This is a genomic window from Flavobacterium soli DSM 19725 (genome assembly GCF_000422705.1).
In the GTDB taxonomy this organism is placed as follows: Bacteria; Bacteroidota; Bacteroidia; order Flavobacteriales; family Flavobacteriaceae; genus Flavobacterium; species Flavobacterium soli.
Genome location: NZ_AUGO01000002.1, coordinates 238522 through 261526 on the forward strand (window position 1 = coordinate 238522; position 23005 = coordinate 261526).

Sequence of the window (23005 nt, forward strand, 5' to 3'; positions counted from 1 at the left end):
AATTTTTCATTTCTTTTTTTCGTTAGTTTATATCAGAAATTTTATGCAAATGAAAATCAATCTACTTAAAAGCCTGGTGATTTTGTTTTTGACTACGAGTTGTCATTTAAAAGAAGATGTTTATATTTCTGAAGATGGAAGCGGAAGCGTCGTTGCCGAATCGACTCGAGACGAAAGTATTTATATGAAATATCTAGGGGATGAGTATTTTGCAGAACAAGAGTTTGTTGATTCTGCTTATGTGGTTAAAGATATTATTGCAAAAGAGCAGAAAACGTTTGATGTTTTTCTGGAAGAGCATCAAGCCTTGTTGAGAAAATATGAGAATGTGAAAGTGCATATTAAGAAGGATTCTTATGCAAAAGAATATCGCACTACCATTTCTACACCTTTTAAAAATATAAATGAGGTGGGAGATTTATCGCATGTAACGGATTATGTAGATGATTTGCAAAATAATTACGCCATAGATCCAAGTAGAAAGCGAACCTATTTTACTTATAATTTTGATGGAACCACTTTCCGACGAATTTTTAAGGTTTTGAATCAGGAACGGTATGATGAATATAAGGAAACGATTCAGCTTTATAAGCAAATCTTGCACATCGGAAATTTTAGCTATACAGCAAATTATCATTTTCCAAGAAAAATTAAATCGGTTTCACATCCTGATGTGATTTTATCAGAAGATAAAAAAAGCCTGACATTGAAGTTGCCAATGCTGGATTGTTTAGAAAAACCTGAATTGGCTTTTTTGGAAGTTGTTTTGGAGGATTAAATTGTGAGATTGTTTTGAAAATTAATCTGAACAAAGACGTAAATTTGCAAAATGAATAAAGCAGTACATCTTCAGGATTTAGGAATTCGGGATTATAATGAAACATGGCAATATCAGGAAACGCTGTTTAAGGATATCGTTGATTTGAAAATCAGAAATAGGAGAGAAGAGACAAATTTTGAAACTCCCAATTATCTGCTTTTTGTAGAGCATCCACACGTTTATACTTTAGGTAAAAGTGGAGATTTAAGTAATTTATTGCTTTCCGAAAAACAATTGGAGGCTAAAGGTGCTACTTTTTATAAAATCAACCGTGGAGGTGATATTACCTATCATGGTCCTGGTCAAATTGTGGGCTACCCAATTTTAGATTTGGAAAATTTCTTTACAGATATTCATAAATACTTACGTTACCTCGAAGAAGCCATTATTCTGACACTTGCAGATTATGGTTTGAAATCCACAAGGAGTGAAGGTGAAACAGGAGTGTGGCTTGATGTTGGGACACCATTTGCGAGAAAAATTTGTGCAATGGGGGTTCGGGCTTCACGTTGGGTCACGATGCATGGATTAGCTTTGAATGTAAATGTTGATTTGGGTTATTTTGATAATATAATCCCATGTGGCATTCGCGGAAAAGCAGTGACTTCCTTAAATGTTGAGCTTGGAGTTGAAAAAGTGGATGAGGCAGAAGTTAAAGAAAAAATTCTAAAGCATTTTGCAGCACTCTTCGAATGTAACTTCAATCTAAAATCTAAAATCTAAAATCTCGAATCAAAATTCTAACTCTAGTTGTTCCGGAAGTAACCTAAAGCTCATCCGGTGGTATTTTGTTGTGCCATATTTTCGGATGGCTTCTCTATGTTCTTTTGTAGGGTAGCCTTTGTTTTGTTTCCAGTTATACATCGGGTATTCTTCGTGAATCTTGTTCATATATTCATCGCGATATGTTTTTGCTAAAACCGAAGCGGCTGCAATACTCGTATATAGAGAATCGCCTTTAATGATACAGCTGTGTGGAATGTTTTCAATAGGTTTAAAACGGTTTCCATCTACTATAATATATAAAGGAGTAATTTTTAATTTCAAAATACATTCCTGCATTGCCTTTATGGAGGCATTTAGAATGTTTATTTCGTCTATGATTGAGGGGTCAAGATGGGTAACCGAAAAACAAATTGCTTGTTGTTCTATAATAGGTTTTAGGTCGTCTCTTGTTTTTTCCGACAGTTTTTTGGAGTCATTTAGAAGATTAAGGCTGAAATTTTCGGGTAAAATTACTGCAGCAGCGGTTACGGGACCTGCTAAACAGCCTCTTCCAGCTTCATCGGTACCAGCTTCGGGCATTAAATTAGAAAAATTATTGAGCAGCATAAATACTTTTTTTAATAATTATATGTCTTTTTGGTTATTTTGAAGCCATTTTAGAAGGCTAAAATTAAGTTTTTTTTATTTATTTTATAGTATAATATTATCATTAAGTTAAATTGTCATAACAGGTGTAAGGCCTGTAAACAAAGGGAATTAATTTGATGGAGTTGAGGGAGTTAAAAAAGGTTTCAGAGAATTATTTAAGAAAAAGGAATATAATGACGCAACCTTTTTAAAAATAGTTCATCTATACAGAGAATAATGTAGTTAAACGCTAGAGTTATTGAAAAGTCATCAAAAGTTAATTTTCAGATTATTCAGCACAAATATTTGTTTAATTAAGAAATTATTAAGAAGTTTGCGGAATAACTAATTCAAATTAAATTTTATATGAGATCGAAATTCAAATGGATTTTTGCGCTATTGTTAGCGTTTTCTATGCAGTTTTCGTTTGCACAAGAAAAAACAATCACAGGTGTTGTTACTGAAAGCGGTATGCCATTACCAGGTGTTACTGTTGCAGTGAAAGGTACTACTAGAGGTACACAAACTGATTTTGATGGAAAATATTCTATCAAGGCAAGTACAGGAGAAGTTATTGAATTTTCATATATTGGTATGAAAACTCAAACTAGTACTGTAGGGGCGTCAAGTACAATTAGCGTTGTTATGACTGTTGATGATGCTACGAGCTTGAATGAAGTTGTTGTGGTTGCTTATGGTACTCAAAAAAGAGAAGCTATAACAGGTGCTATTGGAACTATTGGTGCTGATGTAATCGGTAATCAACAAGTAACTTCACCTTTAAAGGCTTTGCAAGGAACTGTTGCTGGTGTTAGTATGATTACAGCTGGAGGTCAACCGGGTAATAATCCTGAAATCAGAATTAGAGGTTTCGGAAGTTTGACTGCTGGTGCAGGGCCGCTTATTGTGGTTGATGGCGCTCCTTTTAATGGTAATATTAATACAATAAGTCAGGATCAAATTGAGACTTTATCTGTTTTAAAGGATGGAGCTTCCGCTTCTCTTTATGGAAGCAGAGGTGCTAATGGAGTTATCCTTATTACTACAAAAAGAGGTAAGAAAAATTCTGCACCTAGAATTAATGTAAGATCGCAAGTTGGTATTTCTGATTTGGCAGTAGGTTTACATGATAGAATAGGAACAGAGCAAAATATGAAACTGACATGGGAGGCGATTAGAAATACTAACATGGATTTGGGGCAAAATAGTACTACTGCAGCTTCAAACGCTTCTGGTCAATTGATTGATAGGTTGGGGTATAATCCTTATGGTACTGTAGTTAATCCAATTGATGCTTCTGGTCAATTAGTGCCTGGTGCTCAATTGCTTTGGGAAACGGATTGGCAGAAAGAGATGACAAGGCAGACAATGATGAGAACAAATCATAGTTTTGATATTTCTGGTGGTGATGATAAGACAACTTATTTTATGTCGGTTGACTATTTGAAAGAAGATGGTCCCGTAATTACTTCGGATTTTGAAAGAATTACAACAAGGTTGAATGTTGACTCTCAAGTTTCTGATTGGTTGAAAGTTGGTTTGAATTCTAGTTTTTCATATTCAAATTCAAGCAATCCTGATCAAACTACAGGTTCTACAACTCAAGCTATAGGGTGGATTTATGCTCTTTCAAGTATATATCCTTTGCATCAAAGAGATGGTAATGGAGAATTGTTTTTAGATGCAAATGGAAATCGTCAATATGATTTTGGTAATGGTTCTATTCCGGGACAGTCTGTAAATAATACTAGACCAGTGAATGGTGGAGAAAATGCGGTTGCAAATATTTATTTAGGGAAAGAAAGATTGAGAAGGACAAGTTATGTTGGGTCAGTATTTGCTGAAGCTAAAATTTTTGAATCTTTGAAATTTAGAACTAGATTTAGTTATGAGAATTTCTTGTTTGATTCATTTAGTTTTGATGATGATTTGTTTGGAGCGGCATCTTCTGTTGGAGGTAGAGTAACACAAGCGAGAAACATTACGACTACTTTGAATGCAATTAATGGTCTTCATTTTAATAAGACTTTTGGTAATCATAATTTAGCTGCTGATGCAATCATCGAAGCGTATTCTTTGAATTTGGATAATATGAATGCTCAGGGTATCGGTTTCTTGCCAGGATTGGCTAATTTAGGAACGGCAACTTCTCCAGAAGCAGTTGGTGGTGTAATGGCAACAGAAAGAATTAATAGTTACCTTGCAAGAATAAATTATAATTATAAAGATAAGTATTTTGTAGAAGGAAGTGCAAGAAGAGATGGTTCTACCAGATTTGATAGAGATGTTAGATGGGGTACTTTTTATTCAGCTGGTGGTGGTTGGATTATTTCTAAAGAAAGTTTCTTAGAGAACAACGAAACTCTTAGCTATTTAAAATTAAGAGGTTCTTATGGTGAATTAGGAAATGCTGATCTTGGGACAGTTTTGTTTCCTTATCAATCATTGTTTTCTGCTGCAATTGGAGGGAATGAAGGGAATCCTGGAGTTCTTTTAGATGGTGTTGCTGATATTAATCTTAAATGGGAAAAAACAGCTCAGATATCTGCTGGTTTAGATTTCGGTTTGTTTAATGATAGAATTACAGGTTCTATTGACTATTATAAGAAAAATTCAATTGATTTGATTTTGGACAAGCCACTTGCTCCTTCTCTAGGTGTCTCTACAATTACTACAAATATTGGAGAAGTTGAAAATTCTGGTTTTGAGCTTATGTTGAATTCAACTAATATTCAAACTGAAGATTTTACTTGGAAAACAAGTATAAATATTTCTAAGAATAGTAATGAAATTATAAAGTTGGCTACTGAAGATCCTGTAATTCGAGGAATTCAACAATGGGAAGTAGGGAAATCTTTATATGAATTCTTTATTCCAGAATGGGCAGGTGTTGATCCAGCAGATGGAGCGGCAATGTGGTTTAGAGATGTTGAAGACGCTGAAGGAAATGTAATCGGAAGAGAGACAACTAAATTATACGATCAGGCTACAAGAGGTTATCACGGATCATCTTTGCCAGACTTTGAAGGAGGGTTTACTTCTAATATGAGATATAAAAACTTTGATTTAAATTTAATCTTCAATTTCAGTGTTGGAGGTCAGATATTAGATACTGACTATTCAAGTTTAATGAATGGGTTTTCTTCACCTGGAGGTAATGCACATCCTGATAATTTAGACAGATGGCAAAATCCTGGTGATATCACAAATGTGCCTAGATTAGTAATCGGAAACAACAATGATGCGGCTACATCTACAAGGTTTTTGTTTGATAATGATTATTTAAGGCTGAAAAGTTTGACTTTGGGTTATAATTTGCCTTCTGATATGGTCAAATCTATCGGTTTTAGTAATGTTCGCTTTTTTGTACAAGCAGATAATGTAGTAACTTTTCAATCTCATAAAGGTATTGATCCTGAACAATCTTTTGCAGGAACAACAGCAAGAAGATCACCTCAATTTAGGACTGTTTCTACTGGTGTAACTTTATCGTTCTAATAAAAAATTATATTATGAAAAAATTAAGTTTGATTAAAAAAGGTATTCAATATACCTGTGTACTTGTAAGTGCTCTTGTAGTAACCACAAGTTGTTCAGATGATTATCTGGATGAACCTAAAGATGAATCTGGTTTAAGTGCAGACGTTGTTTTCTCGAGTAGAACACTTGCTGATTCTTATGTGTCTGGTATTATGAAAAGATACAGAGGGCAATATACCGCTACAGATGCAGGAGGTCTTTACTCATTGTTTTTTGCAAGAACAATAAAAGGGAATGATTTAATTCAGAGTGACAATTGGTATGGTTTCGACTATGTTCATGAGAACCGAGAACCAAACTATAGAAGAACTGTTTTCAATTGGACATTCAATTATGAAATTATATTTCATGCGAATCAATTGATATCTGGAGTAGAGAGAAGTTCTAACTTATCGGAAACTGATAGAAAAGAACTAATTGCTACTGGAAAAGCAATTCGAGCTTATCATTATTTTCAATTAGCACTTGATTTCGCTCCAAACTTTACATCAGACCCGAACGCTGCAAAGTTACCTATATATACAGGACCTGTGACAGGTACTAGTGACCCGGCTGTACCTAGTACGACAGCTGAAGTTTATGAATTGATCAAGACAGATTTGCAAGAAGCTATAGCTGATTTGCCTGAAGAGAGATTAGGAAAGAGTTATATCAATAAAGCAGTTGCTAATGGTATGTTAGCTCAGGTTTTACTTGTTACTCAAGACGATTGGGCTGGTGCTGCTGCTGCTGCTGCTGCTGCTTATGGAGGGAATGCTGCGTCAGCTGTAATTTCTACAAACTGGGCAGGAGGTTTTAATGATATGACGGATCAAGATTGGCTTTGGGCCATGTATCAAGATGCGGTTGAAACAACTTACTATTTTGCTGCTCCTCACTCTATGACAGATCACTTAACTTTGTCGTATCAAGCGACTTATGTGAATTCTGTTTTTGTTGATCAATTTGCCGATACTGATGTTAGAAAGAAATTTTTTGATATTTATGGTGTAGCAACACCATGGAGAAAGTATGTTACAACAAAATTTGCTTTCACTTTTGAATCTGATTTACCTATCATGAGAAAATCTGAGATGGTTCTTATTGATGCTGAAGCTCAATTGAATTTAGGAAATACTCAAGGAGCTAAGGATTTGCTTTTTGCTTTACAGTCTGATAGAGATCCTAATGCAGAAATGTCGACCAATACCGGAGCTGCTTTGTATGACGAGATTCTTTTGGAAAGAAGAAAAGAATTGTATGGAGAAGTGGGTGTAGAATTTATGGACGCCAAGCGTTTGAAAAAATCGATCGTTAGAAATAATGTTCACAGAGTTGTTGTTAATGTTCCTGTTGATAGTCCTTTGTTTTTCTTAAAAGTACCTCAACGTGAAATTGATGCAAATCCATTTATTGATGAATCAATTAATAATTAATTTTCGTTAAATTCTAACGACTAAAATATTAAATATGAAAAAAATATCTTTGTTATTAATGTTTCTTTCAGCTACACTTTTCTTGAGCTGTGAAGAATCGGATAGCCTGACGGTTGTGCCTCATGTTTCATTTGAGAATGATAGAATATTTGGTTTAAATCCAGGAGAAACAACTTCAACTCAAGAGGTAAAAGTTTATGCAACTAAGAGTTCTGGGTCAGATAGGGTGTTCAATTTGGTAGTAAATGAAGAGTTTACGACTTTGTTGCCATCAGAATATACTCTTCCTGCAACTGTAACCATACCTGCTAATTCAAGAGAAGGTTCATTCTCTGTATCGGTTACTTCTTCTGATTTAGGAGAAGGAAAAACATTAGCGATTGATTTTGCAGATATTACGGATGGGACTTTTACAGGAGATGAACCTTTAAAGCTTCTGGCTAAAGTGGTTTGCGATCTTAATGAAGTTGCTTTTGAATTAATTTTAGACCGATATGGTTCTGAGTCTATTTGGGAGCTTTCTGGTCCAGGAGGTGAGCTGATTGCTTCAGGCGGTCCTTACACGGATACTAGTACAAATGCTGCTCAGCCTGCTAAAAATTTCTCATTCTGTTTGCCTGCTGGTGAATATACGTTTGTTATGTATGATCTTTATGGTGATGGAATGTCAGGGCCAAGTGGAAATGGATCATTTAAATTGACTGAGGTTGCTACAGGTAACATACTAGCTCAAGGAGGTACATTTACTACAGAATCAGTTCATACATTCACGTTGGACTAAATTTAATCTTTTTTTAACTAAAAAGCTGTCACTGAAAAGTGATAGCTTTTTTTTTGACATTTTTTTTACTATATTTGTTTCCTATATAATTTACTGTTTATGAAATATTTTACGTTACTTTTTGTTTTATTTGTTCATTGGGTTGGGTTAGCTCAAACTGAAGAACAAAAGAGATTGATTTTATCAAATACTAACACTTTTGCTTTGGATGAGTTGTCGAAAGATTTTGAGCAAAATGAAAAGGCACAAGCTGAAAGAATAGATTTGTTTTTGAGTTACAATCCATCATTCAAGAAAAGATTTAATGGAAGTGATGGGGCCTTATATGAAATTAAAGATATAATTGATGGTAAGCCAGTTTACATTTCCAATCAAAATCAGAAAGCAGCATTGGCAACTAGGACTTCAAGGCTTCATAATGGTGGAAGTTTGGGGTTAGACTTGGAAGGTCAGAATATGACAATTGGGATTTGGGATGGGGGAAAGGTCATGGCAAATCATGTCGAATTTATGAATGATGCAATTCCAAGTGTATCAAGAGTAACTTCTCCAGATACACCAGCAGCAAATGCTCCAACAGATGATCACGGTACTCACGTTGGAGGAACTATGGTCGCTAAAGGTGTTAATCCCTTAGCTAAGGGTATGGCTCCTAAAGCCAATTTAGTTTCTTATAGTTGGATAAATGATGAGGCTGAAGTTGTTTCTGAAATTACAAACAACGCGTTATTAATATCTAATCATTCGTATGGAGTGCCTGTTTTGAATGATGCAGGAAATTTAAATGTACCAATTTGGTTTATGGGTTGTTACAATTCAGATGCAAGAGCTTGGGATTTGATAGCAGTAGATGCACCATATTATCTCATGGTGGCTTCGGCTGGTAATAATGGTGGCGATAGTTATACAGGCGGTCTCATGGCTGGATATGATAAGTTAACGGGTGAGAAAAATTCAAAGAACAATTTAGTCGTAGCTAACGCTAATCCTTTTGCAAGCCAAATTAATGGTAATATAATCTCAAATCCGATAAACACATCTAGTAGTCAAGGGCCTTCTGATGACGGTAGAATAAAGCCTGATATTGCGGCAGATGGAACAGATCTTCTTTCGACCTATAATACCAATACAACTTCGTATGCAACCTTAACGGGTACCTCTATGGCGGCTCCTAATACTTCAGGAACATTGCTTTTGTTGCAACAATATTATAGTCAGTTCGCAGATGGTGCTTTTATGAGATCATCCACTTTAAAAGGGCTAGTGTGTCATACCGCATTAGAGAGTGGTCCTAGTGCAGGTCCAGATGCTAAATTTGGATGGGGTTTGTTGGATGCTGAAAAAGCAGCTGTTTTAATGCAAAATTCCTTTGCTACAGAGCCAACTGCAGTGCTTTCTGAAATTGTCGTAAATCAAGGTGAAACTTATACTTTAGAAGTTAATGTTACTGATGCTCAAAAATTACAAGCTAGTATTTGTTGGTTGGATCCAGCGGGTGTAGCAAGAGATAATCAAACAAATTCTCCATTAGCCGCTTTAAGAAATGATTTGGATTTAAGAATTAAAAAGGGAACTGAAGTAAATTTGCCTTGGAAGTTACAATTGTCAAATGTTGCTGCAGCAGCCATTAAAGGAGATAACACCGTTGATAACGTGGAAAGAGTTGAGGTTAACAATGCTTTAGGAACTTATACAATAGAAATTTCTCATAAAGGAACTTTGCAAGGAGGTAGTCAGCCAGTCAGTTTAATTGTTTCTGGATTCAATACGGCTGTTCTTTCAACTCCTAATTATAAATTTAATGATCTTTCAATTTTTCCAAATCCTACAAATGATGTCTTGAATTTCAATTTAGGTGATATGTCAACAATCGGTGATATTTCAATTATCGATGTTTCTGGTAAATTAATTACTCCAAGATTTGATTTGAATTCAAAAAAGATTGATGTTTCTAATCTACAATCAGGTGTTTACTTTGTAAGATTTGCTTCAGAAGGTAAGTCTTTAACTAAAAAGTTTGTTAAACTTTAATGTAAGCTCCATATATAATAGTTTTATAACCCGCTTTATAGCGGGTTTTTTATTTTAGTTAACACAAAAAAAATTACCTTTGCCCAAATGTTACTTATCGATGGCTAAAAAGTTTTTTTTAATTCTATTTTTACTTTTATCGTTCATAACTCTTGCACAAAAAAACCAATTGAAAGGTAGTTCTGGAATGGGTATTCAAGGAACTTCAAACCAGCAAGGGAACCAAGAGAAAAAGAAAACTCCAAAGGCAAAAACGCCTAAAGCACCAATCGATTTGTATAGAGTGGTGACTTTAGAAAAAGATACCACCTACATTGATACTTCATTGTCAATACAAAAAGAATACATTTATAATTATCTTAGAAGAGACAATTTTGGACTCTTGCCTTTTGCAAATGAAGGGCAAACCTATCAGACTTTACAATATGGTTTGAGAGATTATTCTCCATTTCCTGAATTCGGATTCAAAGGAAAACACTTCAATTATCTTGAAGCAAATCAAATCAATTACTACTCGGTTGCAACACCTTTAACGGAGCTTTATTTTAAGACCGTCATGGAGCAGGGACAATCGGTTGATGCGTTTATAGCGGTTAACACTTCCGAAAGATTAAATTTTTCCATAGCATACAAGGGAGTAAGATCTTTAGGTAAATATATAAATCAGCTCTCAAGCACAGGGAATTTTCGTTTTACAATGAGTTATCACACGGAGAGTAAGAGGTATTCCGTTAATTTGCACATGACTGCACAAGATATGTCAAATGGTGAAAACGGAGGAATCAGCAATCCTGAAGATTTTGAAGGTAATAATGCCGACTTTAGGGATAGAGCTCGGCTTAATGTATACCTTACTGATGCTAAATCTTTGCTCGACGGAAGTCGTTATTTTGTAGACCACCATTTCAGAATTAATAAAACTGAGGGAGAAAATAACCTCTACATCGACCATCAGTTTAATTACGAACATAAATTCTTTGAATATTCACAACCAACCTTAGCTTCAGTGATTCCTGATGAAGCTGGAAATCAAACTTTTGTTAGATTTGGAGATGCCTATATTTCCAGTAATATCAACGACAAAACGAGATATAACAGGATGTATAATAAAATTGGAGCAACCTATGAAAACAAGACCTTAGGCCAATTTCAATTTTTTGCAGAAGACTTCAGATTCAATCACTATTATAAATCTATTTTGGTTTTTGATAATGCTCCAACAATACCTAGTTCCTTGAGTGATAGAATCAATACGGTCGGAGGGCAATATACCTATCAAAAGAATAGTTGGAATGGAAAAGCGCTTTATTCCACTTCACTTTCAGATCAGGATATGTCTAATCTAAACCTGACAGCTACCTATACATTGGATGACGAGAATCAGTTTTCATTCCAATATCAAAACATTAGCAAGCTTCCAGACCATCAATACAATCTTTACCAAAGTAGTTATAAAGAATACAATTGGGTAAATGATTTTAAAAATGAAAAAATAAATAATTTCGAAGTTACCGCAAATACCAGATGGCTCAATGCTTCTTTGCAAGTTTCTACGTTAAACGATAAGTTGTATTATAGTGACGACAGTACTGAAGAAGATGTTGTTTTAGTGTCGCCAAAGCAATATGATAACACCATTAATTTTCTGTCATTAAAAATTAGTAAAGAGATAAGAGTAGGGAAATTTGCATTAGATAACACCATTCTCTATCAAAAAGTAGATCAAAAAGATCCTATCCTAAATGTACCGGAATTAGTAACTAGAAATACGCTCTATTTTTCCGATCACTTTTTCAAAAAAGCAATGTTCCTTCAAACAGGTATAACTTTTAACTATTTTACCAAGTATTTTGCTAATGATTACAATCCATTGTTAGGGGATTTTTCTGTTCAAAACAAGCAAGAAATTGGTGATTTTCCAATGTTTGATTTTTTTGTAAATGCAAAAGTTCGACAAACCAGAATTTATCTCAAAGCCGAACATTTCAATTCAAGCATTACAGGGAATAACTTTTACACCGCTCCAAATTATCCCTACCGAGATTTCATGGTACGTTTCGGATTAGTGTGGAATTTCTTCCAATAATTTTTAGGAACGAAACGCTCGCGCATTTTCAGCAATCCATATTCCTGCTTTCCACAATATCTTTTTATTCTTAAAGAAAGAATAAAAAGGATATTTGCTCCAATCAGGGTTAGAGAAAAAACCTTAGTACTTTGGAAACCATTTAAATATCGATACCTTTGCAACGATTTCGCAATAAAACAGTAAATAAAAATGAAATACGCTAAAAATATACTAGAAACCATTGGAAATACACCTTTGGTAAAGCTAAATAAGGTAACAAAAGAAGTTGATGCATTGGTGTTGGCCAAAGTTGAAACCTTCAATCCAGGAAATTCTGTAAAAGATAGAATGGCTGTCAAAATGGTTGAAGATGCCGAAGCAGATGGTCGCTTGAAACCAGGCGGAACCATTATCGAAGGAACTTCTGGAAACACAGGAATGGGTTTGGCTCTGGCTGCAATTGTCAAAGGTTACAAGCTTATTTGTGTGATTACCGACAAACAATCAAAAGAAAAAATGGACATTCTTCGTGCCGTTGGAGCAAGAGTTGTAGTTTGTCCTACCGATGTTGAGCCAACAGATCCACGTTCCTATTATTCAGTATCCAAAAAATTAGGAGAGGAAACGCCAAATTCATGGTATGTAAATCAGTATGATAATCCTTCGAACGCTATTGCACATTACGAACAAACTGGACCAGAAATTTGGGAACAGACAGAAGGTAAAATCACACATTTTGTGGTTGGAGTAGGAACCGGAGGAACGATTTCAGGAGTTGCCAAATATTTAAAGGAAAAAAATCCAAATATTAAAATCTGGGGAATCGATACTTATGGTTCGGTTTTCAAAAAGTATCACGAAACTGGTATTTTTGACGAAAATGAAATTTATTCTTATATAACGGAAGGAATCGGAGAAGATATTCTTCCTAAAAATGTTGATTTTTCGCTTATTGATGGCTTTACAAAAGTAACCGATAAAGATGCTGCGGTTTATACTAGAAAAATTGCCCTCGAAGAAGGTATATTTGTAGGAAACTCTGCAGGTTCGGCCATAAAAGGATTGTTGCAATTAAAGGAACATTTCAAGCCCGAAGATGTTGTAGTGGTTTTATTTCACGATTCAGGAAGTCGTTATGTAGGTAAAATGTTCAATGACGATTGGATGCGAGAAAGAGGTTTCTTGGACGAAGACATCAAAAAAGCAGAAGACGTTATCAAGGACCATATCGATAAGCCTTTGGTAATTGTTCGAACAGAAGAATTAGTTTCGCACGCTATCGAAAGAATGCGAAAATATAAGATATCACAAATTCCAGTTATTGATGTAAATGGCTTTGTCGGTTCTGTTGACGAAACAGATTTGTTTCAAAGTTATGTTTCAGATAAAAATGTAGCCGAAAAACCAATTCGTGAAGTAATGGGAAAACCATATCCGATTGTGAAAATTGGAACTGCTATCGAAGAAGTTTCAAAGCTTTTCACAAAAGACAATCAAGCAGTTTTAGTTGATTTAGGAAATGGAAAGCATCATATTATTACCAAATATGATATTATTGGTTCGATAAAATAAAGACATCCTAACAGGTTTTCAAAACCTGTTAGGTATTTTCAAAAGCGTGAAAGAAAAAAACATGTATATCATTGCAGGCTGTAACGGAGCTTGAAAAACAACAGCTTCTTTTACAATATTGCCAGAAATATTAGATTGTAAAGAGTTCGTAAACGCTGATGAGATTTCAAAAGGGTTATCGCCTTTTCAGCCTGAAAAATTTGCATTTGAAGCTGGTAGAATTATGCTGGAACGAATTGATTTTTTATTGAAATCAAACGAAAATTTTGCTTTCGAAACTACATTATCAACCAAAACATATAAACATAAATTACTCCAGGCCAAAGCAAATGGGTTTAAGGTGAAATTGTTGTTTTTTTGGTTACCAACGATTGAAATGGCAATTAACAGAGTTGCAATTAGAGTTTCAGAAGGAGGACATAATATTCCAAGTGACGTAATTGCAAGAAGATATAAACGCGGAATTGAAAATCTATTCAAAATTTATTTACCTTTCTGTGATAGTTGGATGATTTATGATAATGAATCAGTTCCGGAAATAATTGAAGGTTTGCTAAATCAAGAAAATGAAATTTTCGATAGCAAAAGATGGAGTCAATTAATAACTTTAAAATTAAAAGATGAATAGGAAAACTGCAAAGAACGATGATTTTCATATTAAGGTAATGAAGGGTTTAAAGTTGTCTTATGAAAGACTAATTCAAAGCAAAATTGAAAAAAATCAATCTGTCGTTGTTATTCGAGATGGAAAAGTTCTAACCATAAAAGCTTCTGAATTACGCAAAATGTAATGCATTTCAAATTTTATTAAAAAGCCTAACAGTCTAAAAGCAGTTAGGCTTTTTTATTTTAAAAAAAAATCACTAATCCACTTGTTTAAGTTATAAAAATATTTTACTTTAGTTATGAGTTTTAGCCATATACATAACTAAATGCCAACAAGATGAAAGAGGACTTCTTGCACTATCTCTGGAAATTCAAAAAATTCGACACTTCGAGTTTAGAAACATCAAACAAAGAATCTATTTCAATACTTCATTCAGGTCAATATTTGCAATTGGCAGGGCCAGATTTTTTTAATGCTCAAATTATAATCGGAAATCAAAAATGGGCTGGAAACGTAGAGATTCACCTGAAATCTTCTGATTGGTATGTGCATCATCACGAAAGAGATGAAGCTTATGAAAATGTAATTCTTCACGTAGTGTGGGAACATGATGCCGAAATTTTCAGGAAAAACAATACCGAAATTCCAGTTTTAGAACTAAAAAAGTATGTTGCGAAAGATGTTTTAGAAAATTATCAGTCTTTAATAGCTCCTAAATCATGGATTTTTTGTGAAAAACAACTGAACGATATTCCTGAATTTGCTTTGGAAAATTGGAAAGAACGTTTGTATCTAGAACGTCTGGAACGAAAAGCACTTCCTATACAAGAATTGTTTGAAACCTTAAATAGAGATTGGGAAGCCGTTCTGTTTTGTCTACTTGCCAAAAATTTCGGATTGAATACCAATGGAGAAAGTTTTCTTAAAGTTGCAACATCAATACCTTTCCAAGTTATCAGAAAAGAAAGTGCCGAAGTTGAAAATCTTGAAGCGCTTCTTTTTGGAAGATCAGGATTATTGGAGCACGAAAAAGAAGATAATTATTTCAAGGATTTGAAATTTCGATATTTTTATCTGCTCCATAAATACCAGCTCGAAAAAACAGTCATTGCTCCATTGCAGTTTTTCAAGCATAGGCCGGATAATTTTCCAACAATCCGCTTGTCGCAATTTGCGAATTTATATTTTCAACAACACAATCTGTTCTCAAAACTAATGAGTATTCGAAAGATTAAGGAAGTGTATGACCTACTTGATGTTTCGGTAGCTCCCTATTGGCAAACTCATTATCAATTTGACAAGGAAAGTCCAAAAAAGAAAAAACAACTTTCTAAATCCTTTATCGATTTGATTATCATCAATACCATTCTGCCAATTCAATTTACCTACTACAAAAACCAAAACAAAGAAATCTATGAAGACCTTATTGAATTGTCAAATGAAATCGCCCCGGAAAATAACGCCATAATTGAAAAATTTTCTGCGTTCGGAATTAAATCCGAAAATGCCTTTTCTACTCAAGCTTTGCTGCAACTCAAAAATGAATATTGCAATAAAGGAAAATGTATGGAATGTGCAATCGGGACAGAACTTTTAAAAAAATAACCTGCTTTTAATTTAATTCATTAATTTTATCCCATCCAAAGTAAATCAAAATGTCATTCGTAATTAGGCTAAAATATTTCTTCGAAAAACACGGCTTTAATGCAACATCTCGATTGGCTGACAAATTAGGAATGCGAGCCAGTAGCGTTCGTTTGTTCTTTATCTACATCACTTTTGTAACTGCAGGCCTTTGGTTTGGAGTCTATTTAACTTTGGCTTTTTGGATAAAACTTAAAGATTTGATTAGAGCAAAACGCACATCGGTATTCGATTTGTAAATTTTGTTGCTATGAAAAAAATGTTTTTAAAGTTTTCGCGAATAGAGCGAAACGGAATTTTTATGCTCCTTTCTATTATAATTGCTATTCAATTGTTGTACTTTTTTAGTGATTTTTCGGTCGCTAAAGAAAATGATCTCCGAAAGCAAAAATGGATTGCATTGCAGCCAGTTATGGACTCTTTGAAAAAAGAAAAAGAAGATTATGTGCCAAAGATTTATCCGTTTAATCCCAACTTTATTACAGACTTTAAAGGATATAAACTCGGGATGTCTGTTGCAGAAATAGACAGATTATTGGCATTTCGTAAAACAAATAAGTATGTGAATTCTGCTCAAGAGTTTCAGCAAGTGACGATGGTATCAGATTCTTTGTTGAAAACGATGGCTCCTTATTTTAAATTTCCAGATTGGGTAAATAATAGAAAAAACAAGCAGTTTGTAGACTATTCGAAACCGAATTTTGAGAAGAAACAAAAAACTGTGGTGATGGATATTAATCAAGCAACTCAGGAAGATTTGATAAAAGTGTATGGGATTGGTCCAGCCCTTTCTGAAAGAATTTTAAAAGAAAAATCGAAATTTGGGTCATTTATGACGATGGATCAAATCCAGCACATTTGGGGGCTTTCGCCAGAAGTGATTGAGAATCTCAATAAACATTTTGAAATTAGAAGTATTCCTGATGTCAAAAAACTGCAAATAAATACAGCTTCAATTAAAGAACTTTCGGAATTTCCTTATTTCCGATATGCTTTAGCGAGAGAAATAGTAATTTATAGAAGCATGAAGGGTAGTATCAAAAGCGCTGAAGATTTGTCAAAGATTAAAGGCTTTCCTGTTGAAAAGGTAAGCATAATTGATAAATATTTGGAGTATTAATTTGACGAGGATTTTAAAAACTCATCAGTAAATTTTTATTGTTTTATTCAATTGCAAAAAAGAGTCATCGGACTCTAACCATCAAAAACATTAAGCAAGACTTAAATGTTTCTTAAATTGCGGATTTGATAAAAAATAATGGCTTTTCTGTTTAAAATAAAAAAATAAATGCCTTATATTTGAAATTCTAAAAAATTAAGATAAAAATACACCTTTATATTTATATGAATTCAATATATTTTACAGAAGAACACGAATCGTTCAGAAAGAGTTTTCGAGATTTCTTGCAAAAAGAAGTTGTTCCTCACATTGAAAAGTGGGAAAAAACAGGTACAATCGAACGCTTTATTTGGAAAAAATTTGGCGAAATGGGCTTTTTTGGAATCAATTATCCAGAGGCTTATGGAGGTATGAACTTAGATTTGTTTTATACTGTAGTTTTTTTGGAAGAGCTTCAAAAAATTAAATCTTCCGGTTTTGCTGCTGCTATGTGGGCTCACGCTTATTTGGCTCAAACACACCTAAATGCTGAAGGGAACGAAAGAATCAAGCTAGATTATTTAGCACCAAGTATTTCTGGAGAAAAAATAGGTGCATTGTGTATTACAGAACCTTTTGGCGGTAGTGACGTTGCAGGAATGAGAACAACAGCTGTAAGACAAGGTGATAAATATATCATCAATGGATCTAAAACGTTTATCACAAATGGAGTTTATGCAGACTATTATGTAGTTGCTGCAAAAACAAACCCAGAATCTGGTAACAAGGGAATCAGTATGTTTTTGGTAGATGCCAATTTGAAAGGAATAGCTGCGACAAAACTGGATAAATTAGGTTGGAGGGCATCTGATACTGCTGAAATTGCATTTGATAATGTTGAAATTCCTGCAGAAAATCTAATGGGAGAAGAGGGAAAAGGCTTTCCTTATATTATGCAGCATTTTGCATTAGAGAGATTAATTATGGCAATTAACGCTCATGCCAGAGCTGAATATGCAATAGAATATACAATAGATTACATGTCAGAGCGTGAGGCTTTTGGAACAACCATTGATAAATTTCAAGCATTGCGACACACAATTGTGGAACATGCAACAGATGTGGAGCATTGTAAAATCTTTAATTATGCTGCAGTTGCTAGATTAAATCAAAAAGAATATGTAGTGAAAGAGGCAACAATGGCAAAATTGAAATCTACAAAAGTTGCTGATGAAACCATTTATAGCTGTTTGCAAATGTTAGGCGGATATGGTTATATGGAAGAATATCCTTTAGCTCGTTTATGGAGAGATAGTCGTTTGGGGCCAATTGGTGGAGGAACTTCAGAAATTCTGAAAGAAATTCTATCGAAAATGATCATTGATAAACAAAATTATAAACCTGCGGTAAAATAAATCGGAATTAGTAAGTTGTAATCCGAAAATATGATTACATTTGCACCCTTAACGAGAGGAGGTGTCATATTATGTTAATTATACCAATTAAAGACGGGGAAAATATCGATAGAGCATTAAAGCGCTATAAAAGAAAATTTGATAAAACAGGAACTGTTCGTCAATTAAGAGCGCGTCAAGCCTTCACGAAACCTTCTGTTGTAAACAGAATGAAAATTCAGAAAGCTGCTTATATTCAAAACATGAAAGACAATTTAGAAAACTAAATTAAGTCTTCTTAATAAATATTACCGTTAGTCATCAAAGTTTTATACTTTTGATACTAACGGTTTTTTTTATGGAAAATAACAAGCTGTCTTTTAAGGATTATTTGGAAAAGGAGAAAAATTATTCTCCCCACACTGTCAAGGCTTATTTTGATGATTTATTGGAATTTGAAAGATTTATTCATTTAAATTTTGATCAACAAAATATTGATGAAGTCAATTATAGTCAAATCCGAAGTTGGATTGTTAAGATGGTGGATGATGAAATTTCCAATAGTTCTGTAAATAGGAAAATCTCCTCCTTGAGAGCTTATTATAAATTTTTGCTTAAGGCAAAGCAAATTGCTGCAAGTCCGCTTTTGAAGCATAAGGCATTAAAATCTCCAAAAAAAATCCAGATTCCTTTTTCGGAAAAAGAGTTAGATGATGTTTTAAATCATATTGCTTATTCTGATGATTTTGAAGGAGTTCGAAATAAGCTTATTATTGATTTGTTTTATGCTACAGGGATTAGAAGAACGGAACTTATTCATTTGAAGTTGAGTAATGTTGATCTTTCTGGTAATACTTTGAAGGTTTTGGGTAAAAGAAATAAGGAGAGAATACTGCCGATTTTGCCAATTATTTCTAAACAATTTCGAAAATATATTCAGCAAAGATCTTGTTTGGAAGAGATTAAAGATTCTGAGTATTTTTTCCTGACGTTAAAAGGTATTAAAATGAATGATTCTCTTGTGTATCGTTTAATAAATTATTACTTTAGTAATGTCTCCGAGAAGGTAAAAAAGAGTCCGCATATTTTAAGGCATACCTTTGCAACTCATCTTTTAAACAACGGGGCCGACTTGAATTCAGTAAAAGAATTATTAGGACATTCCAGTTTGGCATCAACACAAGTGTATACTCATAGTAGTCTTAATGAGTTAAAAAAAGTTTATAAGAATGCTCATCCGCGAAATAAATAATAATTCAAAAATGTATAACCAATTAAAATATCGATTATGAAGGTAAATGTTCATGCAGTTAACTTTACTGTTGACGGAAAGTTAGTAGATTTTATTCAAGAAAGAATGGATAAATTAGAGAAGTACTATGATAAGGTTGTTTCGTCGGATGTTTTTTTAAAAGTTGAAAAAACAAGTGATAAGGAAAATAAGATTGTGGAGATAAAAGTTCATGTTCCAGGGGATGATTTTATGGTAAAGAAACAGTGTAAAACATTTGAGGAGGCTACGGAGCAATCTGCTGAAGCATTAGAAAGATTATTGGTAAAAAGAAAAGAGAAAGTCAGAACCCATATTTAATATAAATTTTTTATTAAAAATGTTTTGATTAAAAAACAAAAAGATATACATTTGCAGTCCGTTAGAAATAGCGGACTTTTTTTATTGTATTTGCCAGCGTAGCTCAGTTGGCTAGAGCAGCTGATTTGTAATCAGCAGGTCGTGGGTTCGAGTCCCTCCGCCGGCTCAATTATTTGACGATGCGTGTCAAGGAAAACAATATAAAAAGAGGGGAGATACTCAAGCGGCCAACGAGGGCAGACTGTAAATCTGCTGTGAGAACTTCGCAGGTTCGAATCCTGCTCTCCCCACTAAAGTTTTAGGCTTTTGATTGTGGTTTTTAGTTGTAAAATCTACAATCTAAAATTAGAACTCTGCCGACTTAGCTCAGGGGTAGAGTGCTTCCTTGGTAAGGAAGAGGTCACGGGTTCAATTCCCGTAGTTGGCTCAATAAGTAAGAATTTGAACACTAATATATAACTAAGATTAAAAATTAAGTAAAATGGCAAAAGAAAATTTTAGTCGTACCAAGCCACACCTTAATATAGGTACAATTGGACACGTAGATCACGGAAAAACTACATTGACTGCAGCAATCTCTAAAGTATTGACTGAAGCTGGTTTTTCTAAAAATGCTGCAAAATCTTTCGATCAGATTGATAACGCTCCAGAGGAAAAAGAAAGAGGTATTACAATTAATACATCTCATGTAGAGTATGAAACAGCTAACCGTCACTATGCGCACGTTGACTGTCCAGGTCACGCGGATTACGTAAAGAACATGGTTACTGGAGCTGCTCAAATGGATGGAGCTATCTTAGTTGTAGCTGCTACTGACGGACCAATGCCACAAACACGTGAGCACATCCTTTTAGGTCGTCAGGTAGGTATTCCTAGAATGGTTGTTTTTATGAACAAAGTGGATATGGTTGATGATGCTGAGCTTTTGGAGCTAGTTGAAATGGAGATCAGAGACTTATTGTCTTTCTACGAATATGATGGAGATAATGGTCCTGTAGTTCAGGGTTCTGCTTTAGGTGGGTTGAATGGAGATGCTACATGGGTTCCTAAAATTCTTGAATTGATGGAAGCTGTTGACAACTGGATCGAAGAGCCAGTTCGTGATACTGCAAAACCTTTCTTGATGCCAGTTGAGGATGTATTTACAATTACAGGTCGTGGAACTGTTGCTACAGGTCGTATCGAAACTGGTATTGCTAATACAGGTGATGCTGTTGAAATCATTGGTATGGGAGCTGATAAATTGACTTCTACTATTACAGGAGTTGAGATGTTCCGTAAAATCCTTGACAGAGGAGAAGCTGGAGATAACGTAGGTTTGTTGTTGAGAGGTATTGATAAAGAATCTATCAAAAGAGGAATGGTTATCATTAAGCCAGGATCAGTAAAACCACACGCTAACTTTAAAGCTGAGGTTTATATCTTGAAAAAAGAAGAAGGTGGACGTCATACTCCATTCCATAATAACTACCGTCCACAGTTCTACGTGCGTACAACTGACGTAACAGGAGTTATTACTTTGCCAGAAGGAGTAGAGATGGTAATGCCAGGAGATAACTTAACTATCAATGTTTCTTTGTTAAGCCCAATCGCAATGAGCGTTGGTTTGCGTTTCGCTATCCGTGAAGGTGGTAGAACTGTAGGTGCTGGACAGGTAACTGAAATTGTAGGTTAATCTATAAGAATATTTTTCAAAACCAGTGTCGTCTTGACGACACTGGTTTTTAATACGGGCGTAGTTCAAGGGTAGAATAGCGGTCTCCAAAACCGTTGATGGGGGTTCGAATCCCTCCGCCCGTGCAATAAAACAAAATTATAATGTCAAAAGTTGTTAATTACATATCAGAAGCATTTGTTGAATTAAGATCAAATGTAACGTGGCCTGAATGGGCAGAAGTACAACGTCTTACAATTGTAGTTGCTGTTTTTTCAATATTATTCGCCTTGGCAACTTGGGGAGTAGATGAGGTTTTTGCAAAAGCATTAGCTGGTTTTTTTAATTGGATAAAAGCTTAATTTGTGATGACAGACAGTAATGTGAAAAAATGGTACGTTGTTAGAGCGGTTAGCGGACAAGAGAATAAAGTAAAAGCTTATATCGAGACCGAAATCAGCAGATTAGGAATGAGTGATTATATCTCTCAAGTTCTTGTACCAACTGAAAAAGTAGTGCAGGTTCGTGAAGGTAAGAAAATCACAAAAGATAAAGTTTATTTTCCTGGTTATGTAATGATAGAGGCTAATCTTGCTGGTGAAATTCCTCATATTATAAAGTCTATTACAGGTGTTATTGGTTTTTTGGGAGAAGTTAAAAACGGAGACCCAGTTCCATTAAGATTATCAGAAGTAAACAGAATGCTTGGTAAGGTCGATGAATTGGCTGTTAAAACTGATACACATTCTATTCCTTTCAACATAGGAGAAACAATCAAGGTTATTGATGGTCCTTTCAATGGTTTCAATGGAACGGTTGAAAAAATCAATGAAGAAAAGCGTAAACTTGAAGTAATGGTGAAAATTTTCGGAAGAAAAACACCTTTGGAATTGAGTTTTATGCAAGTTGAAAAAGTATAATTTTTTGTTACACACATATTATAATAACCGCATCAATCGCTTCCAATTGATAGATGTAAAAATTTAAGAAATGGCTAAAGAAATTAGTAAAGTAGTTAAACTACAAGTTAAGGGAGGTGCTGCGAACCCGTCGCCACCGGTTGGACCTGCTTTGGGAGCTGCTGGTGTTAACATCATGGAATTCTGTAAGCAATTTAATGCTAGAACCCAAGATAAAGCCGGCAAAGTTTGCCCTGTGCAAATTACAGTTTATAAAGACAAATCATTTGATTTTGTTGTAAAAACTCCACCAGCTGCTGTCCAGTTAATGGAAGCTGCAAAGCTAAAGTCTGGATCAGGTGAGCCTAATCGTAAGAAAGTAGCAAACGTGTCTTGGGATGTAATCAAGACTATTGCTGAAGACAAAATGGCTGATTTAAATGCATTCACTATCGAGTCTGCTATGAGTATGATCGCAGGAACAGCTAGATCAATGGGTATAACTGTAACTGGAGATTCTCCTTTAAAATAAGAGAA

At 34.5% G+C, this 23005-nt stretch carries 20 protein-coding genes, 4 tRNA genes and 1 pseudogene; 24 read left to right on the top strand and 1 reads right to left on the bottom strand.

Going from position 1 to position 23005, the window contains the following annotated elements:
• Positions 1-49 precede the first annotated feature (49 nt).
• Positions 50-778, top strand: coding sequence for a hypothetical protein (locus G508_RS0104180; protein WP_157485872.1), 729 nt, complete (start codon positions 50-52; stop codon positions 776-778).
• 51 nt (positions 779-829) lie between these two features.
• On the top strand, positions 830-1543 hold the full coding sequence (lipB, locus tag G508_RS0104185) for a lipoyl(octanoyl) transferase LipB (RefSeq protein ID WP_026704146.1): 714 nt from the start codon (positions 830-832) through the stop codon (positions 1541-1543).
• A 9-nt stretch (positions 1544-1552) separates the two neighbouring features.
• Here the strand turns inward: lipB and G508_RS0104190 are convergent, their stop codons facing one another.
• Positions 1553-2152, bottom strand: a complete 600-nt coding sequence (locus G508_RS0104190; protein WP_026704147.1) for a ribonuclease HII — start codon at positions 2150-2152, stop codon at positions 1553-1555.
• A gap of 387 nt (positions 2153-2539) precedes the next feature.
• On the opposite strand from G508_RS0104190, the gene G508_RS0104195 reads away from it, so the two are divergent.
• From G508_RS0104195 to rplK, 22 genes and pseudogenes are all read left to right on the top strand, one after another.
• Entirely contained in the window at positions 2540-5671 is a 3132-nt protein-coding gene (locus tag G508_RS0104195; protein WP_026704148.1) for a SusC/RagA family TonB-linked outer membrane protein, read from the top strand.
• 14 nt (positions 5672-5685) lie between these two features.
• Positions 5686-7128, top strand: coding sequence for a RagB/SusD family nutrient uptake outer membrane protein (locus tag G508_RS0104200; protein WP_035694077.1), 1443 nt, complete (start codon positions 5686-5688; stop codon positions 7126-7128).
• 34 nt (positions 7129-7162) lie between these two features.
• Positions 7163-7909, top strand: coding sequence for a DUF1735 domain-containing protein (locus tag G508_RS0104205; RefSeq protein ID WP_026704150.1), 747 nt, complete (start codon positions 7163-7165; stop codon positions 7907-7909).
• 99 nt (positions 7910-8008) lie between these two features.
• On the top strand, positions 8009-9940 hold the full coding sequence (locus G508_RS18550) for a S8 family serine peptidase (protein ID WP_051197444.1): 1932 nt from the start codon (positions 8009-8011) through the stop codon (positions 9938-9940).
• Between the two features lie 169 nt (positions 9941-10109).
• Positions 10110-12026: a putative porin gene (locus G508_RS0104215; protein WP_245569841.1), complete on the top strand. Its 1917-nt coding sequence runs from the start codon at positions 10110-10112 to the stop codon at positions 12024-12026.
• Positions 12027-12218: 192 nt separating this feature from the next.
• The gene (locus G508_RS0104220; RefSeq protein WP_026704152.1) at positions 12219-13580 is read left to right on the top strand and encodes a pyridoxal-phosphate dependent enzyme; all 1362 of its coding nucleotides are present in this window, start codon (positions 12219-12221) and stop codon (positions 13578-13580) included.
• Positions 13581-13626: 46 nt separating this feature from the next.
• Positions 13627-14208, top strand: a pseudogene (locus tag G508_RS18555) (zeta toxin family protein).
• Positions 14209-14523: 315 nt separating this feature from the next.
• Entirely contained in the window at positions 14524-15792 is a 1269-nt protein-coding gene (locus G508_RS0104235; protein ID WP_026704153.1) for a DUF2851 family protein, read from the top strand.
• A 50-nt stretch (positions 15793-15842) separates the two neighbouring features.
• Entirely contained in the window at positions 15843-16070 is a 228-nt protein-coding gene (locus tag G508_RS0104240) for a hypothetical protein (protein WP_026704154.1), read from the top strand.
• Between the two features lie 11 nt (positions 16071-16081).
• Positions 16082-16951 carry a ComEA family DNA-binding protein gene (locus G508_RS0104245; RefSeq protein ID WP_026704155.1) on the top strand — a complete coding sequence of 290 codons (870 nt, stop codon included), beginning with the start codon at positions 16082-16084 and terminating at the stop codon, positions 16949-16951.
• 224 nt (positions 16952-17175) lie between these two features.
• Positions 17176-18345, top strand: a complete 1170-nt coding sequence (locus G508_RS0104250) for an acyl-CoA dehydrogenase family protein (protein ID WP_026704156.1) — start codon at positions 17176-17178, stop codon at positions 18343-18345.
• A 71-nt stretch (positions 18346-18416) separates the two neighbouring features.
• Positions 18417-18611: a 30S ribosomal protein S21 gene (rpsU, locus tag G508_RS0104255; RefSeq protein WP_026704157.1), complete on the top strand. Its 195-nt coding sequence runs from the start codon at positions 18417-18419 to the stop codon at positions 18609-18611.
• 71 nt (positions 18612-18682) lie between these two features.
• Positions 18683-19576: a tyrosine-type recombinase/integrase gene (locus G508_RS0104260; RefSeq protein WP_026704158.1), complete on the top strand. Its 894-nt coding sequence runs from the start codon at positions 18683-18685 to the stop codon at positions 19574-19576.
• A gap of 36 nt (positions 19577-19612) precedes the next feature.
• Positions 19613-19915, top strand: a complete 303-nt coding sequence (gene hpf, locus G508_RS0104265; protein WP_026704159.1) for a ribosome hibernation-promoting factor, HPF/YfiA family — start codon at positions 19613-19615, stop codon at positions 19913-19915.
• Between the two features lie 92 nt (positions 19916-20007).
• Positions 20008-20081 (top strand) — tRNA-Thr (locus G508_RS0104270).
• A gap of 43 nt (positions 20082-20124) precedes the next feature.
• Positions 20125-20205, top strand: a tRNA-Tyr gene (locus tag G508_RS0104275).
• Positions 20206-20270: 65 nt separating this feature from the next.
• Positions 20271-20342: transfer RNA gene (locus G508_RS0104280), tRNA-Thr, on the top strand.
• A 54-nt stretch (positions 20343-20396) separates the two neighbouring features.
• Entirely contained in the window at positions 20397-21590 is a 1194-nt protein-coding gene (gene tuf / locus G508_RS0104285; protein WP_026704160.1) for an elongation factor Tu, read from the top strand.
• Between the two features lie 54 nt (positions 21591-21644).
• Positions 21645-21715 (top strand) — tRNA-Trp (locus G508_RS0104290).
• An 18-nt stretch (positions 21716-21733) separates the two neighbouring features.
• A complete protein-coding gene (gene secE / locus G508_RS0104295; RefSeq protein WP_026704161.1) occupies positions 21734-21931 on the top strand; it encodes a preprotein translocase subunit SecE in 198 nt (65 codons plus the stop codon).
• A 6-nt stretch (positions 21932-21937) separates the two neighbouring features.
• Complete coding sequence (gene nusG / locus G508_RS0104300) at positions 21938-22489, top strand: transcription termination/antitermination protein NusG (protein ID WP_026704162.1); 552 nt, start codon at positions 21938-21940, stop codon at positions 22487-22489.
• 70 nt (positions 22490-22559) lie between these two features.
• A complete protein-coding gene (rplK, locus tag G508_RS0104305) occupies positions 22560-23000 on the top strand; it encodes a 50S ribosomal protein L11 (RefSeq protein WP_026704163.1) in 441 nt (146 codons plus the stop codon).
• Positions 23001-23005: the final 5 nt, after the last annotated feature.

Bases quoted from the DNA above. Each gene is read 5' to 3' on its own strand.
- G508_RS0104180 (WP_157485872.1), top strand. From the start codon at position 50: ATGAAAATCAATCTACTTAAAAGCCTGGTGATTTTGTTTTTGACTACG.
- lipB (WP_026704146.1), top strand. From the start codon at position 830: ATGAATAAAGCAGTACATCTTCAGGATTTAGGAATTCGGGATTATAAT.
- G508_RS0104190 (WP_026704147.1), bottom strand. From the start codon at position 2,152: ATGCTGCTCAATAATTTTTCTAATTTAATGCCCGAAGCTGGTACCGAT.
- G508_RS0104195 (WP_026704148.1), top strand. From the start codon at position 2,540: ATGAGATCGAAATTCAAATGGATTTTTGCGCTATTGTTAGCGTTTTCT.
- G508_RS0104200 (WP_035694077.1), top strand. From the start codon at position 5,686: ATGAAAAAATTAAGTTTGATTAAAAAAGGTATTCAATATACCTGTGTA.
- G508_RS0104205 (WP_026704150.1), top strand. From the start codon at position 7,163: ATGAAAAAAATATCTTTGTTATTAATGTTTCTTTCAGCTACACTTTTC.
- G508_RS18550 (WP_051197444.1), top strand. From the start codon at position 8,009: ATGAAATATTTTACGTTACTTTTTGTTTTATTTGTTCATTGGGTTGGG.
- G508_RS0104220 (WP_026704152.1), top strand. From the start codon at position 12,219: ATGAAATACGCTAAAAATATACTAGAAACCATTGGAAATACACCTTTG.
- G508_RS0104235 (WP_026704153.1), top strand. From the start codon at position 14,524: ATGAAAGAGGACTTCTTGCACTATCTCTGGAAATTCAAAAAATTCGAC.
- G508_RS0104240 (WP_026704154.1), top strand. From the start codon at position 15,843: ATGTCATTCGTAATTAGGCTAAAATATTTCTTCGAAAAACACGGCTTT.
- G508_RS0104245 (WP_026704155.1), top strand. From the start codon at position 16,082: ATGAAAAAAATGTTTTTAAAGTTTTCGCGAATAGAGCGAAACGGAATT.
- G508_RS0104250 (WP_026704156.1), top strand. From the start codon at position 17,176: ATGAATTCAATATATTTTACAGAAGAACACGAATCGTTCAGAAAGAGT.
- rpsU (WP_026704157.1), top strand. From the start codon at position 18,417: ATGTTAATTATACCAATTAAAGACGGGGAAAATATCGATAGAGCATTA.
- G508_RS0104260 (WP_026704158.1), top strand. From the start codon at position 18,683: ATGGAAAATAACAAGCTGTCTTTTAAGGATTATTTGGAAAAGGAGAAA.
- hpf (WP_026704159.1), top strand. From the start codon at position 19,613: ATGAAGGTAAATGTTCATGCAGTTAACTTTACTGTTGACGGAAAGTTA.
- tuf (WP_026704160.1), top strand. From the start codon at position 20,397: ATGGCAAAAGAAAATTTTAGTCGTACCAAGCCACACCTTAATATAGGT.
- secE (WP_026704161.1), top strand. From the start codon at position 21,734: ATGTCAAAAGTTGTTAATTACATATCAGAAGCATTTGTTGAATTAAGA.
- nusG (WP_026704162.1), top strand. From the start codon at position 21,938: ATGACAGACAGTAATGTGAAAAAATGGTACGTTGTTAGAGCGGTTAGC.
- rplK (WP_026704163.1), top strand. From the start codon at position 22,560: ATGGCTAAAGAAATTAGTAAAGTAGTTAAACTACAAGTTAAGGGAGGT.